The 15811-nt window shown below is 55.6% G+C and carries 8 protein-coding genes; 5 read left to right on the forward strand and 3 right to left on the reverse strand.

Going from position 1 to position 15811, the window contains the following annotated elements; all coding sequences use genetic code 11:
- The first annotated feature begins 267 nt into the window (after window positions 1–267).
- Window positions 268–8109: a Tc toxin subunit A-related protein gene (locus L4G42_RS06530; protein WP_237260666.1), complete on the forward strand. Its 7842-nt coding sequence runs from the start codon at window positions 268–270 to the stop codon at window positions 8107–8109.
- Between the two features lie 88 nt (window positions 8110–8197).
- Here L4G42_RS06530 and L4G42_RS06535 read toward each other — a convergent pair whose 3' ends face one another.
- Complete coding sequence (locus L4G42_RS06535) at window positions 8198–8818, reverse strand: LysE family translocator (protein WP_237259626.1); 621 nt, start codon at window positions 8816–8818, stop codon at window positions 8198–8200.
- A gap of 190 nt (window positions 8819–9008) precedes the next feature.
- Here L4G42_RS06535 and ligB point away from each other — a divergent pair, with 190 nt between their 5' ends.
- Window positions 9009–10694 (forward strand): NAD-dependent DNA ligase LigB, encoded by a 1686-nt coding sequence (gene ligB, locus L4G42_RS06540; RefSeq protein WP_237260667.1) that lies wholly within the window; start codon window positions 9009–9011, stop codon window positions 10692–10694.
- Window positions 10695–10753: 59 nt separating this feature from the next.
- A complete protein-coding gene (locus L4G42_RS06545; RefSeq protein ID WP_237251652.1) occupies window positions 10754–11173 on the forward strand; it encodes a DUF1090 domain-containing protein in 420 nt (139 codons plus the stop codon).
- A 185-nt stretch (window positions 11174–11358) separates the two neighbouring features.
- Here L4G42_RS06545 and L4G42_RS06550 read toward each other — a convergent pair whose 3' ends face one another.
- Window positions 11359–11745, reverse strand: coding sequence for an MAPEG family protein (locus tag L4G42_RS06550; RefSeq protein ID WP_237251660.1), 387 nt, complete (start codon window positions 11743–11745; stop codon window positions 11359–11361).
- Window positions 11746–12321: 576 nt separating this feature from the next.
- Here L4G42_RS06550 and L4G42_RS06555 point away from each other — a divergent pair.
- Entirely contained in the window at window positions 12322–13137 is an 816-nt protein-coding gene (locus L4G42_RS06555; protein WP_237251662.1) for a DeoR/GlpR family DNA-binding transcription regulator, read from the forward strand.
- Between the two features lie 170 nt (window positions 13138–13307).
- On the opposite strand, the gene L4G42_RS06560 is transcribed toward L4G42_RS06555, so the two are convergent.
- Window positions 13308–14033 (reverse strand): hypothetical protein, encoded by a 726-nt coding sequence (locus tag L4G42_RS06560; RefSeq protein ID WP_237259627.1) that lies wholly within the window; start codon window positions 14031–14033, stop codon window positions 13308–13310.
- A gap of 745 nt (window positions 14034–14778) precedes the next feature.
- Here L4G42_RS06560 and ltnD point away from each other — a divergent pair.
- Complete coding sequence (gene ltnD, locus L4G42_RS06565) at window positions 14779–15810, forward strand: L-threonate dehydrogenase (RefSeq protein ID WP_272903975.1); 1032 nt, start codon at window positions 14779–14781, stop codon at window positions 15808–15810.
- Window position 15811: the final 1 nt, after the last annotated feature.

Genomic DNA, 15811 nt, shown 5'->3' on the forward strand with positions numbered 1-15811 from the left:
CGATGTGAGTCGTCAGGGGCTTTTTATTGCCTGCCTTAAAGAAAATCAGGCCGTATAACGGGCCAAAATAATTAAGGTGGGTGATTAAACCGATTGGCGATGGGTGTTATCGCGACTGGCGATTAAAACCAACAACCCTTTGATTTCATTAAATTTTAGCTCCAATGCATCTCATCTGTAATGTTTGTCCATGCCTGCAACTGTCCCTACGCTGAATATTAATTGCCACTTTGCGCAATCCACCCAGCGACCAACAGGAAATGCATCATGGACGACACCACCACCTCTGCAGTCTTTGCCAAATTATTCCCGGAACAAGTGGCTGATAAATGCGCCTCCGATGCCTTGGAGTCCAACAACGGACCCATCGCCTATCTGCACGCGCTTCATCAGTTGGCGTTGAGCCTTGAAGCAAAGGGCGACACTGACGGTAAAATCCCCCTCGCCACGCGACGGCCAGACATTGGCGAGCGGGTGCTCGATCAAAGCAGCCTCGATACGCCGGTGTCCGCACTGTCGCTGGTCATTGATGCCATGACGCGTCAGGCCAGGGCTCACGTGGGGGACACGAAAAATCTGGAAGAGGAAATTGCTCTCGCGCAGTATCCCGGCCAACTGCCCTTTCACCGACCGCTTGAGCAGATCAAGGCAGTGCTAAAGCAAAAGAAAACGTCACTGTTCGATGTGCTGCAACGAAGCCGTTACAACTACCCCAACTTCACTTCAGACAACCTTCGCACCGAAGAACTCAGAGAGGTGATGCTGACCGCCAGCGAATTCAGCCCTGCCCTGCAATCCCTGTTGATCGATAGCAGCGCTGCCACTGACAGCGACTTTCTGCAGAAGCGGTATGGCGTCTCCGGCGACGCATCCAAGGCCCTTGAGCAACTGACCGGTGTCGAGTTCTTGTCCCGGCAAACCGGACTGAAGCCCGAAAGCATTCTGGACCTACTGGCCACGTCGGGCGTTCCGGACGACGGCACAGAGGCCATCACCACGGTCAAACGCTCAAGCGCATACGCTCCGGACGACGAAAACACCGGGGCAGCGCTTGCCGGCCATCTCTACGGCGCCGTGTTCATCAACAACGCAACCGCTCCGGCGTTATCTCTGGAAGACACCTACGCAGGACCCGGTATCAGCCTTCGCATCAAAGGTGCAAATGCTGACCACTTTGGTCGCATCCACAAAATCATCCACCTGCAACACGCGCTGCAACTGCCCTTCGCTCACGTTGATCTGCTGGTGATGGCTGCCCTGCGTGCGGAGGGCCAGACTCAGGATTTCCACATCACGGAAAACACGCTCCGGGCGCTCGGCGTTTTCTGCTACATGCGCAATAAATACGATGTGACTGCCGAGCAGTTCGCGGCCCTGATCAATGGCGTAACGCCCTACGCCGCAGGGGAAGAATCCTCCTTCCTGGACCGCGTTCTCGATGGCCCTGGCGCAGGTCAACAAGCGGACACCGAGGATCGCCTGACGCTTGATGGTCGCGAGTTCGACATCAGCGGCGCAATGCAGAGCAGCGATAGCGCCTCTAAATCCCCCATTGGCGGTATCTGCCGCGCGTTCGCCTTGGAGGAGCGGGTGGCGAACCTCTATCTGAAGCAGATAGCCGAAGCCTTGAAACTCCAAAAACCGACAATGTCCCTCCCGGTGTTCTCATCGCTTTACCGCCTGAGCAGATTGCCCCGCCTTTTAGGGCTCGGCATGAACGAAGGCAACTGCCTTGTCGCTTTGCTGGCTAAAACAAATCCGCAAGTGTTGACGCAACTGGCGGGTACGCCGCAGATAACTGAAGACGATTACTTCAACGACGGGGAAGATGAGGTTGATGTCGAGCTGGGGGAAGCCGACATTCTCGACATATTGATCGGCGTGATCAATCTGGACACCTGGCTGCGGCGCCAAAAAATTTCCGCGAAGGCGCTGCTGAGCTGGCTCACCCCCCTGCCCGCTGACATCCCCGCCGAACTCAAATCTCTGTACCGCGTGGATGCACACATCCAGCGCACGTTGGTCGATGCACTCCCGCGGATCAAGGCCACCCTGTTAAGCGAGACGCAGATTGCACAAGAAGTTGGCCTGGATGTGGAACCCGCATCAGGCTCATGGATCAGCACGTTGCAAACATTCCTGGATGCTCGCGGTTTGGTTAAAACGGTAGTCCTGTCCACGGGTCAAAGCCTTGCGGATTTGTTGAAAGTTGAACTCACGGGCAAAGTGAAAAGTGCCAACGGGGTGTTTCGGGCAGACGCAGACGTGGACATCGACCCAGTGATAGACAGGTTGGGGCGGCTTATTACTGATGCAACCGTCGCGCAGGAAGATGCAGCCAAACACATCATCAGCAACGTCTTCGGCAAGGACGACGACGGTCGCGCACTCAACCCAGGGCACGCGCTTGAGTTATTACGCTGGATAGAGGAAAGCCGTTTCAATCTACTGACTGACGTATTGACGGCTGACGAAAAAACGTCCGCAAGCGCGGGTATGGCGCTTGACGGGCTGTCCCTTGAGCTGTGGGACGAGCTTGCCCGGCATGCGCAGGTGGTCAAATACCTGCAATTGAGCCCTACGGGACTTAAAGCCCTGCTTGATCACCCCGCCTGGTTCGACTTGGCAGGAGAGACGGACAGTGCGGGGCAGACAACTTCAAATGCGCCTGCGCTCACCCTCGACCTGTGCTATCAGGTTGGCTGCTATCGAGAATGGATCGACAGATGTCAGCGCAACGGCTTCGAGGAAGCCGACGCGCTGGATTATTTCACCAAACTGCCCTCCAGCGACCAGGCAGATGCACCGACCCAAGCCGCACAACAACTTGGCAAACTCATCGGCTGGCCCGAGAGCGAGACAACCCTGGCATTGCCGTACGCGAGGATAGCTAAAACCACATTGAAGGAAACGAAGGCGCCCAAGACGTTTGATGACTTTGTCAGCGCAATGACGCCTCAGGAACTTGGGTGGTACAACTATATGGAACGTACGTATCACCTTGGAGGCATGGGCCAATTAATCGCATCATTTCTGTGGGGGCGAGAGGAAAAATTCGCACAATTCCTAGAAGACAACCCAGGCCCCCTAAAGGTCAGAAAAGATCAATATATGCCAACAACCAGACCTAAAGACTGGAAATATATTACTGACATAAAACCAGTCAAATCGCGCTCCCTGACACTTGAAATCTATGTGCCAGATGGCCGGACCACGAAGACGGTAGACAATTACGAACCGTGTGTGCCCAGTGTCATTAGCGATATCGACTTCATCCTTCAACAGCAGTCACTGTGCGAGATCACCGGACTGTCCTGCAGTTCTGTACTGGGTCTGGCCCGGCTGAACAGCGAATCTTCCTTTGACGATGTGCGCACCAGCTCGCAAATGCTGTTGGGCGCCTGCAGCGATGAAGAGGTGCAGGCGATCCAGCCGGCTCTTCAAGAGCATTGGCGAGATGCGCTGGCGGCTTATCTGCTGGGCCATTGGGCAGTGTCGAGCACTTCGCTGCAAAACCTCATCGTGAACAAGGACGAACTTTCGAGTTATTTTCTGACGGACGTCTGGGTCAGCTCGGCAGTGCAAAGAAGCCCGGTCGTTCAAGCCACCGCCAGCCTGCAGCACTACCTGCACAGGCTGTTTGCTCGCCTCGACCCAGGCTACACAACCACCAGTATTGAGGAAGAAACATCAGATGCCTGGCATCGGTACATGAGTGAGTTCGGCACCTGGAGAGTATGGCGCACGCAACTCAATCATCCGGAAAACCTGATTTATTACGCTAACCGGCCGAACAAGAGCGATGCATTTCAGTCGTTGGAAGTCGAACTCAACCAGGGCAAACTGGATCCCGACTTGTTGCAAACAGCGATCACCAGTTATCTGACCAAATTCGAACAGACCAGCAATCTGCAGATTGTCAGCGGTTACCTGGATGGCATTGATCCCAAAAATGATACGTATCACTTCATAGGGAAAAGCAACACATTCCCCCCTGAGTATTATTGGCGGTCGGTAGACATGGGGCTGCGCGATGACAAAGAGCGTTTGAGCCCGCTGGCCTGGACAGAGTGGGAAAAGATTGCCGTTACACCCAGCGGCAAGATTACGGAAAGCAGCTACACCGACGCAAACGGCGTGAAATACAAATGTGACACGATCCGCCCCGTCATGATCGAAGGCCGGCCTTATGTGTTTTGGGTAGAGCGCGGCACTGTAGGGCTGCCCAGTTCCGATGAGAAAAACCAGACACCCACCAAGTTCAAGAAGCTGAGCGTTCAGTATATTTACAGGCAAAGTGACGGTTTCTGGTCACCGCCGAATGAGTTGATGAGTCTGGATGGGACAAAAGATGGCAAGCGGCTTGATGACATGGTTAACGACGAATCGGCGCGCCAAGCGATGCTCAATGATCCGAATATGGCCGTGCCGATTGCCTTAGTGAAACAATCGGGTGGTTCGCTGCTGGATACCGTACCAAAAATCCCGAACCCCTACCTCAAAGACGATACCTACGAACCTGGACTCATTGCGCTGGTGAATGTGGAAGGGGTTCGTGCTCAAGATCCATGGTTGACGGTCATGTTGTACGACTGCGCCAAGACCACTGCATCAGCCCCAAACCCTGGGAAGGTTGATAGCGACTACTTTCTACACTCGCGCGACCTATTACTCATCGATAAAAAAACACTGCTCGCCACAGAATCAGAAAAGATCAGCCTTAATATTTATACGTCTAATCGCGATATCAGGACAGTCCAATATCTATATGGCGTAGAGAGCGTGGTCATGAAGTACACCACGCTCGGTGAAGACGATAGAGTAGCCGACTTGGAAGATGAACTGGAAAGCATCGAAGACCTTCCAAAATCTGCACGGGAAAATACGGGATTAGAGAGTGAAATGGAAGAATTACGCCATATCGTTAATGATCTGATTTATCCAGTGTGCAAACCCAACGCTTTTAATGCGCGAATTACTGGAAATACAAACAAAACCGCGCATATTGAATGCCACTACAGAAAAAGAATACTCAACAAAAGGGTCACTCCAACATTGTTCTCATCCAATCTAGCATGGCAGGGGACTATAAACGGAAAAAGTGTATCGATCACTTACAATGAAACCGACATTTCACCACTTTCCGCCCCCTCACACACCTTAGAACTGAATATCGTCTCGGCCGGGGATACCCCTCCAAAGCTGGGATATTCCGTACTAGACAAGGGAATAGAATCGAACTCACCTTTAATGGAAGCAAAAATAGGCAGCAATCCCAACTTATGGACATGCGCCTTGAAAATCGAAAAATCTGAAAGTTTAATTGACGAAAGCTTTAAGATAGTCTGCACTTTTCCAGATCAGAGCATTTCAGCCCCCTTGCTACTGACATATAATCCCGACGCGTATGAAGAAGTAACTCTCAGCATTGAGGATTATTCGGCTGACCATCTTGACAACTCCTTATCGGTCCCAGTTAAAAAACAGGTTGTCCGCGCCAATGGAAAAGCTGTTGTTGCATTCGACTACAAGTGCCAAAATCTGGGCCAGATATCTTTCAAACTTATAACTCGCGTGGTTAACCACTCGATTGCCGCCTCCGCTTTTCGTTTCTCATTGGAGAAGATGACGACAGCCGAAAAATGGAACATCTCGATCAAGCGCAATGAACAACAGGCCCAATACCTTGATCTGGACGACGTTGCCGATCAACCCCCTACATTTCCTACAAATACCATTCGCCTCAACACACTGTTCGGCAAGCAACTCGTTGCCCGTGCGTCACGCAGCGTGGAACGGGCTTTGGATTGGGACGCGCAGTTGATCAAGGAGCCCACTATTGATCCCGCTATCCCCAACCCGCCAGTTGATTTTCACGGCGCCAATGGCATGTATTTCCGGGAGTTGTTTCTCCACCTGCCGAATCTGGTAGCGACTCGCCTGAGCGAACAACAGCAATTCGACGAAGCAGAACGCTGGTTCACCGAGTACCTGTTCGACCCGTTCCGAACCCTGCAGGACGAAAAACAACGTCCGCCTTTTTGGAACACCCGCCCATTGGCTGAAGTGGGGTTGGGCACCTCAGAACTGCAGAAGGTGGTGAACCCGACAACCAGAGCCTTCATTCTGTCGCGGTATAACCGGCAGGCGGTTTTCCTTTCGATGGTGGAAAACTGGCAGCGTCAGGGCGACCATTTTTACCGGCAGCTCACCCCCAGCACGCTCAATCACGCCTGGCTGAGCTATCAAAAAGCGCTGAAGCTGATCGGGCCGTTGCCAGAGCGCACCGCCGTGTCGCGTTGGGTTCCTGTCGCGTTGAATAGCCTGCAAGACTCGGCATTCCGTGCGCCAATCAACGAGCGCCTCACTCAGGTGCGAAAAACCGTTGAACATCGCCTGTTCAATCTTCGTCATGGCTTGACGCTTGACGGCAAGCTGCTGCCGATCATGGACTGGCGCACAGAAGGCGCAGACCCATTCGGGTTCGGCCAACGCGGAATCGGGCATCTCATCAGCAGCTACAACAGCGACCGCATGCAAGTCCCGGCCTACCGGTTCAGGCAGTTGATCCCCATGGCCCGCGCCACGGTGCAGCAACTCCAGGACATGGGCCGCTATTACATGAAGCTGATGGAAGATGAGTTCAACACCACGTTATCAGTGCTGCTCAAACAACAGGAAATCAGGATCTCCGACTTCACCTTGAAGCTTCAGCAGGAAGCGATCAACTCCGTCAAAGCCAAAAAAAATACCCTGCTGCTGGGCAGACAAGCCGCGGTGTTCAGGAGTGATTACTACACGAACCTGATTGATGTCGGCCGCTCACCGATGGAGGAAGCCGCCACCGGACTCATCTATACGGCCGCAGTTCTTAAAGGTTTAACAGCCCCCTTTTCCGTCGGCAAAGGCATCGCAGATTCGTTCCCGTGCATATTCGGGTTTTCAGTCGGCGGTCAGGAAAACGCTGCAGGCTTAAGTGCTGCGATTGGAGTCCTTCATGGTTTAAGTGATATCAGCAAATTTGCTTCAGAGCAGTTGCTGATGGAAAGTGGCTACGAGCGCCGCGCCAACGAATGGAAGTTCGAACTCAAACAGGCCGAACTGGACATCCAGTCCATTGACCTGCAGGTCGCAGAAACCAACGTCGAGCTGAACGCTGCCACGATCTCCCTCGACTCGGCTCGAGCCGACCGTCTGAATCTCGAGGAAGCGCACGTCGCCATGACCACCGGCTTCACGATCATCCCCGTCTACAACTGGCTGGTCGCCCGTCAGGAGTTGCTATACGGCCCAGCCTATGACGCCGTGCTTTCCCTGTGCCTGAGCGCAGAGGCAGCCTGGCGCTACGAAATCGGCGACTACAACCGCCCGGCCTTTATCAAGACCAGCGCCTGGGTTGATTCGTACAAGGGGATGTTGGCGGGCGAGTCCTTGCTGGTTGATCTGCAAGAAATGGAAAACGCTCATATGCAGTGCAACGAGCGACGCCTGACTATCAAAAAAACGGTTGATGTGAAGGGTACCCAAACCGACGAAGCCTGGCTTGCCACCCTCAAGGGGCTGACGAATAGTCCTCTCGTCTTCGACCTCAAGTCCGCAGACTTCGACAAGAACTACCCAGGCCATTACTTGCGTCAGCTCAAACACGTATCGGTTTCGTTTGTCATGGCTTCGGAGGCGAGCGACACCATGAAAGAGGTCAGCGCGATTCTTACCCAGACTGACAGTACGACGCTGGTTGAGCCTGCCGAAGACGGCGCTGAGTATCTTTACGCGCCAGCCACTAAACCGCCCGCCAGCGTCAAACGTAATTTGCGACCCCAGCAGCAGATCGCCCTGTCGTCAGGGGCCGCCGATGACGGATTGGGTTTTGGGCCGGGGGACTGGGTGTATGAGCTGATGTTCCACGATGGCCGATATTTGCCATTCGAAGGCACAGGGGCGTTATCGCGCTGGCAACTGAGCTTTCCTGACGGGGAGTTCGTCAAGTCGTTGGTCGACGGGGATAAGGCACTCGTTAAAAGCATCCAGCTTCATATGGTCTACACCGCAGTAGACGGCGGCAAGGACTTCACTGACAAAGTGAAAACACTGCGAGACAAGGCGTAACCGCAACAGGGAAACGTCGGGGGTCATGATCATCTCATGGCCTCCGACGCTTACTTGAATCCAGCACATTCCCGCTTTCTGATGCCCCTCACCCCCGCCGCGCCACTAACAAAAACGACGCCGCCCCCGCCAGCAACCCCGCACACACCCGATTAAACAGCCGCTTGCCACTTGGCTTGGCAAACAGCCGGCGCGCATGCACGCCCATCCAGCTGTAGAGCCCGATAGCGATGCATTCCAGCGCCAGAAACATCGCGCCCAATTGTGCGAACTGAGTGACGACCACGCCGGAGCGGTCGACAAATTGCGGCAGAAACGCCGTGAACAACAGGATGGCTTTGGGGTTGCCGATGGCGACCAGAAACTCTTGTCGTGCCAGCCTTGTCACTCCAGCCTGCGCGCCAGCTTCGATATCGTGCGCCTCGCATGGCGCCCGCCACAGCTGCCACGCCAGGAAAGCCAGATACGCAGCCCCCACAATCTTGATCGTATGAAACAGCCACTCGGACGTATGCAGCACCGCGGTAAGCCCGACTGCGGCGAGCGCAATCATGATCGCGAATGCCAGCAGCCGCCCTAGCCCGCCGGTGCAGGCGCGGCCGAATCCATAACGTGAGGCGTTGGTGATGGAGAGCAGGTTATTCGGGCCTGGCGCCATGTTCAGGGCGAAACAGGCGGGGATGAAAACGGCGAGTGTCGACAGGTCCATGGCGGCGTTTCTTCCTTGGGCTGGGATGAAACATCATTTTGCACTCGTGACGAGCCGACTCAAGACACAGCTGGGCCGGGAAACAGGGCCTGGCTGTACCGGTGCGAGACAAACGCGGTAACCAAGGCGTGATGAAACACCCATCGGGAAAACCTAGCCTTGGGGTCCCTTCCCTGGCAAGGACGCTCCGATGCTGCCCCTTTTCCGCGCGATGATTTGCGCTTTGATCGCCCTTGTTCCCACCGCTGCAAATGCCTTTTCCTGCCCAGACTGGCCACCGGCCAAAGCCCGAAGCGAGATCCTTGCGCTGCAACATCAGATCGCCCAGTGGGACGACAGTTATCACCGCCAAGGCGTGTCTCTGGTCGCCGATGAGCTCTACGACCAGTCCGTTCAGCGCATTGCCGATCTGCGCGGTTGTTTCGCCGCCACTTCGGCGTCGCCCTCCCATCCGCTAAAAACCGCGCGCGGCGCTGTCGCACATCCCATCCCTCACACAGGCCTGACGAAATTGCCGAGCGAGGCTGCCGTTCAGGCGTGGCTTGAAGGCCGAAGCGATCTGTGGATCCAGCCGAAGGTGGACGGCGTGGCGGTCACGTTGGTTTATGTCGACGGGAAACTGGTGAGCGCCATCAGCCGGGGCGATGGGATGTTCGGGCAAGACTGGACGGGACATGCTCACCAGATAGCAGCAATTCCTCGCCATCTCGCGTGGGAAAAGACTGTGATCCTTCAGGGCGAGCTGTATTGGAAGCTGACAGATCACGTTCAGGCCGACGCCGGCAGTCTTAACGCTCGAAGCAAAGTCGCCGGGCTGCTGGCCCGTTACGCCATCAGTGAGGAGGAAGGTGCGCAGGTTGGCTTGTTCGTCTGGGACTGGCCAGAGGGTCCGTCGGACATGACCGCGCGACTGGCCGGACTCAGAGCCATGGGTTTCGAGGACAGCGCGCGCTTCAGCGAGCCGCTGGAGGGCTTTACCCAGGCGAAGAACTGGCGAGAGCATTGGTATCGCTCGCCGTTGCCGTTTGCCACCGATGGCGTGGTTATACGGCAGGGCGATCGTCCATCGGCCGAGCGCTGGCAGGCGAAAGCGCCCTACTGGATTGCGGCGTGGAAATACCCGTTTGCGCAGGCGCTGGCGGAAGTGCGCAAGGTCCATTTCAACGTCGGGCGCAGCGGCAAGATCACGCCCGTGCTGGACATCGAGCCGGTGCGACTGGATGACCGGATGATCGCCCGGATCAGCGTCGGCTCGCTGAAGCGTTGGCAGGAGATGGATATTCGGCCTGGGGATCAGGTGGCGATCAGCCTCGCCGGGCTGACGATTCCGCGTCTGGATGAGGTGGTGTCGCGCAGCGTCGAGCGCGCACCGCTGAGTGTTCCGCGGGCCGAGGATTTTCATTCGCTGAGTTGCTGGCAGCCGGTGGAGGGCTGCGAAAGCCAGTTCCGCGAACGGCTGAAATGGCTGAGCGGGAAGAAGGGATTGGCACTCAGCGGCGTAGGGCCGGGCACGTGGGACAAGTTGATTCAGGCCGGGCAAATCAAAGGTTTGTTGGACTGGATGACCCTCGACGTTGCACAGCTTGCTAACATTCCCGGTCTGGGTCAGCGCAGCAGCGGTAAACTGCGGGCAAGTTTTCAGGCCGCGCATGAGAAGCCATTTGTCGTGTGGCTCAAAGCCATCGGTTTGCCGCCGGCTACGGGCGTTGATCTGGGTGAATCCTGGGCGGCGCTGGCCTCGCGCAGCGTTGATGAATGGCAGGCCGAGCCCGGCATTGGCTCAGGACGCGCGAAGCAGTTACATGCATTTTTTCAAGACTCCCAGGTGCAGGCCTTAAGCAGGCAGCTGAAGGACGAAGGCATCAACGGTTTTTAATATTTTTAGGGCCGCATGATTGTGTCGAGCGTGCGGCTATGTGTTTTCAAGGAGTATTCATGAAATTCCTGTCATCCCTTTTTGCATTCACCGCGTGCGGTTTTTTGGCGGCGCCCGTGTTTGCAGCCGAGCAGGCGCCGGAACCGTCCGGATGCGCCGCAAAGCGCCAGGACATCACCACTCAGATTGAGAACGCCAAGGCCGCAGGCAACACCGAGCAGCAGGCCGGGCTGCAAAAAGCCCTGAGCGAGTTGAACGCCAACTGCAACGACGTTGACTTGGTCAAGCAGCAGGAACAGAAAGTGCTGGATGCCAAGCGTGAGGTCAGCCGTCGCCAAGCGGATTTGAACAAGGCCATGAGCAAGGGCGACCCGGAGAAAATCGACAAGCGCAAAGACAAGCTGGCCGAATCGCGCAAAGAACTGCAGGACGAGCAGGAAAAGCTGGAGAAGGTTCAGCCCGACGAGGATGACGAGTGAGGTCGTCCGCGGGCTTTTGTCTTTTTCGGTAGGAGCGACCGGGGTGGCGCTCCACCTTGCTCGCGAAGACGGCATTTCCGCCGATGAAGATTTGGCGGATGTACTGGCCTCTTCGTGAGCAAGCTCACTCCCACACGTTTTTTTTCGCGGCAAGATCGAAGGGTGTCAGAGCTGCCGTTGAGCGATCAGACCGAAACGCCAAACAACGCGATCACTAGACCCAGCCCGACGATCCACGCCAGCGAGCGCAACGCCGCGAGATCCGCCAGATAAAAGATGATGTAGAGCAGGCGACTGGTCACGAACAGCACGGCGAGTACGTCGATTGTCACCAACTGGGCGATGCCGGCAACGTGGGCGATAATCACGCCAGCGGCAAACCCGGGAATCGCTTCAAAACTATTGAGCTGCGCATTGTGGGCGCGGCGCGGGAGACCTTCGAGGCGGTCGAGAAAGTCCCGGGGATCATGATTGTGCCGTGCACTGAATTTGCCGCTGCTGAACTTGGCAATGCCAGCGCACCCTATCGGCAACAGAATCACGATCAACACGCACCAAAAAGCAACGGTCATAACCCCATCCTTTTTTAGAATTTGAGCTTCATTAGAACGATGCCCATCTAAAGCCTAAGAACTGCAGCCTGGCGAAAGGTTCTTACGGGTAACGCATGCCGAACAGGACCACAACAGCCACGCGCCACCAGTGGGACACCGCGCAACTGCTGTAGGACCGGCTTTAGCCGGGAAAGCGTCACCCGTCCCACCACAAATTTGATGGCGTACACACCGGCCACTTCCCGGCTAAAGCCGGTCCTACAAAAACATCGCATTCAGTCAGTTGACCTGGGCGTAACTCCGCACTGTAGGACCGGCTTTAGCCGGGAAGGCGTCACCCGTCACACCGCAAATTTGATGGCGTACACACCGGCCACTTCCCGGCTAAAGCCGGTCCTACAAAAACATCGCATTCAGTCAGTTGACCTGGGCGTAACTCCGCACTGTAGGACCGGCTTTAGCCGGGAAGGCATCAGCACCACTCTGAAGCAATCCGCGCGCTGATTGCTCGTCGTTACTGCCACAGACAGCCCGATTGGCTAAGATGCCAGCCACTCAGCCACCCACGGCTGTATCTCGTTGCCAGGAGCCTGCATGTCCAGCGAAGAAGACGCCACCCTCAGTGGTGCTGCGCCGATGATTCCCGATCAGCGCCGGGAGTTGATGCTGCGTCAGTTGCGCAAGCATCAGGTGCTGAGCGTGCATCAGCTCATGGAGATGTTCGACTGCTCGCACATGACCGTTCGCCGCGACATCGCGCTGCTTGAGCAAAGCGGCCGTGCCTATTCGGTGACCGGCGGCGTGCGTATCGCCAGCCAGGTTCACAGCGAGCCCAGTCACCAGTCCAAAGCGGTGGTCGAGTTGCCGCACAAACAGGCGATGGCGAAACTGGCCGCCAGCCTGCTGCACCCCGAGATGACCGTGTACCTGGACGCTGGCACCAGCACGCTGGAAATCGTCCCGCACATCGTCGCGCTGGCAGGCATGACGGTGGTGACCAACGACTTCGGCGTGGTCAATGCACTCGCTGACGCAGCCCACGTAGATGTGATTCACACCGGCGGCTTGCTGGACCACCCGAACAGATCCTGTGTTGGCGGACTGGCAGCGGCGACGTTGCGGCAATTGGCGACCGACGTGGCGTTCATGTCGACCAGCTCGTGGGACCTGCAACGAGGCACCACCACGCCTTCGGCGCTGAAGGTTGAGGTCAAACAAGCAGCGATGCAGTCAGCGTCGCGCACGGTGTTGCTGACCACCAGCACGAAATACGGCACGTTCGGCATGTACAAGGTCGCCGGTCTGGAGCAGTTCGACACGATCATCAGCGACGACCGCCTCGCCCACGGCGCAGCCGACAGCATTCGCGCGCTGGGGGTTGAGTTGATGTTCGCCTCGATAGACAAATGACACTAAAGATATTCCGCATATAAGCTACTGTGAGGAACCTTACGAGCACTCCCAACGTCAAGCTCTGGCCCCAGAAGCCCCAGAGCCCACTCTTGTGAGTGGGCTCGTTCGTTAGAAAAAATTGCGCACTGCGCACATTCGAATTGGCCCAGTTGCACTATTTATTGACATCAGAACAAGTCGGGAACTTCAACCGTCACCGCATTTCCGTAGCCATACAGATTAGCAACTTCGCTAGTAGCGCCTACGACGACCATGATTTTTTCACCGACCTTGCGGGTACCGAAAACCTTAACGCTCTGTGGAGTGTCATTACTAGAGTAAGTAACGTAGTGCCAACTCCCACTTGAAGATCCATGGCCGATGGTAACGTACTGAGTTGTTAATGCTCCGTCCATAATGTAAGCGTCGAGCGAGCCCTCAACAACATAGTTTTTAGGCCCATCGGCGCGAGCGGTGCCATCGAAACGCACGTCGTAAGCTATGTTACCAAAAGCGTCTTTGGTTGTGTAAGACGCCAATACTTTTTGGGACGGGCCACCTACCTCACTCATGACCCTATCTGCGTAGTTAAACTTACCAGTTACCCCCTCATTGAAACCCAAATGGAAATCCACTGTTTCATTGGGTGCCCTTACCCCTTCTCCTTTAACCGAAAAGGAATGCGAGGCCCAATCAACTAACTCTTGCTCGATATACGAGTATGTTCCAGAAGTACCACCATGACCAAGCCGAACCGCATTATCAAATTCCTCCGCAATCCTATTAAGTTTACAGGTGGCGGTGAGCGTGCCAGAAAATGCGTATCCAGTCGCACCTGAAGGCTCAATCATGCCATCGAATGATGCTTCCGACCCCCATTCACTTCTTGGAAAAGTTACCTTGATGGCTGGCATAGCGACAATCTCCTTATCGGTCTCTTGCAGGAATTGGCCGAAATGAACGGCCGAATTTCATACTTACTATTATTCCAGATATCAAAAAGGTCAAGTTCAAATACAACTCTAAAAACACAATGGCGAACCCTAACCTCTTATTCACGGGCCTGCTCATCCTGTGAAAAAAGGCATGACCCGCACCTAACCTAAACGCATAGCCAACTACGCCGTTTACTAAATATGATTCAGATCATAGAGTTAATTAACCCAGCTCGAAAAACAATTATCAACGCAAACTCAACAAGCAAAATGACAATTTCTTCTTATCCAAAAAACCGCCAAACTTTCCGCAATCAAAAAGCAGACGCTTACTTCGATAAAAAATAAACAGACCAAAAAAACCACGTCTTCAATCACCGCAGTGCCCGTCTGTACGCAGCGCCGGGGCAACAACTCCAGGTTGGCGGAGATAACAAGACACGGTATTTTCGTGTACTGACTTTTTAGCGCGGCGGATAGCATTCGCGCCTTTGGGGTTGAGCTGATGTTGGCGTCGGTGGACACGCCTCGCTGACCGGCATTGCCCTCAATCCGTAGAAGCCGGCTTGCTGGCGAATGCGTGGGACCAGGCGATGCACCCATGATGGATCAACCGGGTTCGCCAGCAAGCCGGCTCCTACAGATTCAATCGTCCCATCCCAGATCAACAGTCCTGTTAAAGCCCCGGCAGCCCACCGGGGCTTTTTTATGCCCGACCGCACCAATGTTAATTTTTGTTAACTCAAAAAGCACTTCACATTATCTGATCACAGGTTCACTATCTTTAACAGATCAGAACAAACACCGTTCGAGTGCTGATGAACTTCGGCGCTCACCCGAGGAGAGATTCATGGATAACAAGAATGTCGGCGTCATTGGTCTGGGTGCGATGGGCCTGGGCATTGCGCGCTCCCTGCTGCGCAGCGGCTTCAACGTTCATGCCTGTGACGTGCGCGCGGCCGTGACCGAGCAATTTGCTAGTGAAGGCGGCGTTGCCTGTGAATCTCCCGCGAGCATGGCCGCTGCCTGCGACCTGATCATCACTGTCGTGGTCAATGCCGAGCAGACCGAAACCGTATTGTTCGGTGACAACGGCGCAGTCGCCGCCCTGCGCCCTGGCAGCCTGATCATCGGTTGCGCCACGGTCGCACCGACCTTCGCCATCGAACTGGGTCAGCGCCTCACCGAAAAAGGCCTGCTCTACCTCGACGCGCCAATCTCTGGCGGTGCTGCCAAAGCAGCCGCGGGTGAAATGACCATGATGACCTCCGGCCCGGCTGATTCCTACGCCAAGGCCGACGCAATCCTCAACGGCATGGCGGGCAAGGTGTATCGCCTGGGCGACGTTCATGGCCTGGGTTCGAAAGTCAAAATCATCAATCAGCTGCTGGCCGGCGTACACATCGCCGCAAGCGCCGAAGCCATGGCTCTGGGGCTGCGCGAAGGCGTGGATGCCGACGCGCTGTACGAAGTGATCACCAACAGCGCCGGTAACTCCTGGATGTTCGAGAACCGCGTGCCGCACATCCTCAAGGCCGATTACACACCGCTGTCGGCCGTGGACATCTTCGTCAAAGACCTGGGCCTGGTGCTGGATACCGCCCGCGCCAGCAAATTCCCGCTGCCGTTGTCGTCCACCGCCCACCAGATGTTCATGCAAGCCTCCACCGCAGGCTTTGGCCGCGAGGATGACTCCGCCGTGATCAAGATTTTCCCGGGCATCGAACTGCCGACCGCCAAGCCTGACAACAACTGAG

This window comes from Pseudomonas petrae (assembly GCF_021728295.1).
GTDB lineage: Bacteria > Pseudomonadota > Gammaproteobacteria > Pseudomonadales > Pseudomonadaceae > Aquipseudomonas > Aquipseudomonas petrae.

Excerpts from the sequence above, each read along its gene's own strand:
- L4G42_RS06530 (WP_237260666.1), top strand. The coding sequence starts at position 268 with ATGGACGACACCACCACCTCTGCAGTCTTTGCCAAATTATTCCCGGAA.
- L4G42_RS06535 (WP_237259626.1), bottom strand. The coding sequence starts at position 8,818 with ATGGACCTGTCGACACTCGCCGTTTTCATCCCCGCCTGTTTCGCCCTG.
- ligB (WP_237260667.1), top strand. The coding sequence starts at position 9,009 with ATGCTGCCCCTTTTCCGCGCGATGATTTGCGCTTTGATCGCCCTTGTT.
- L4G42_RS06545 (WP_237251652.1), top strand. The coding sequence starts at position 10,754 with ATGAAATTCCTGTCATCCCTTTTTGCATTCACCGCGTGCGGTTTTTTG.
- L4G42_RS06550 (WP_237251660.1), bottom strand. The coding sequence starts at position 11,745 with ATGACCGTTGCTTTTTGGTGCGTGTTGATCGTGATTCTGTTGCCGATA.
- L4G42_RS06555 (WP_237251662.1), top strand. The coding sequence starts at position 12,322 with ATGTCCAGCGAAGAAGACGCCACCCTCAGTGGTGCTGCGCCGATGATT.
- L4G42_RS06560 (WP_237259627.1), bottom strand. The coding sequence starts at position 14,033 with ATGCCAGCCATCAAGGTAACTTTTCCAAGAAGTGAATGGGGGTCGGAA.
- ltnD (WP_272903975.1), top strand. The coding sequence starts at position 14,779 with ATGTTAATTTTTGTTAACTCAAAAAGCACTTCACATTATCTGATCACA.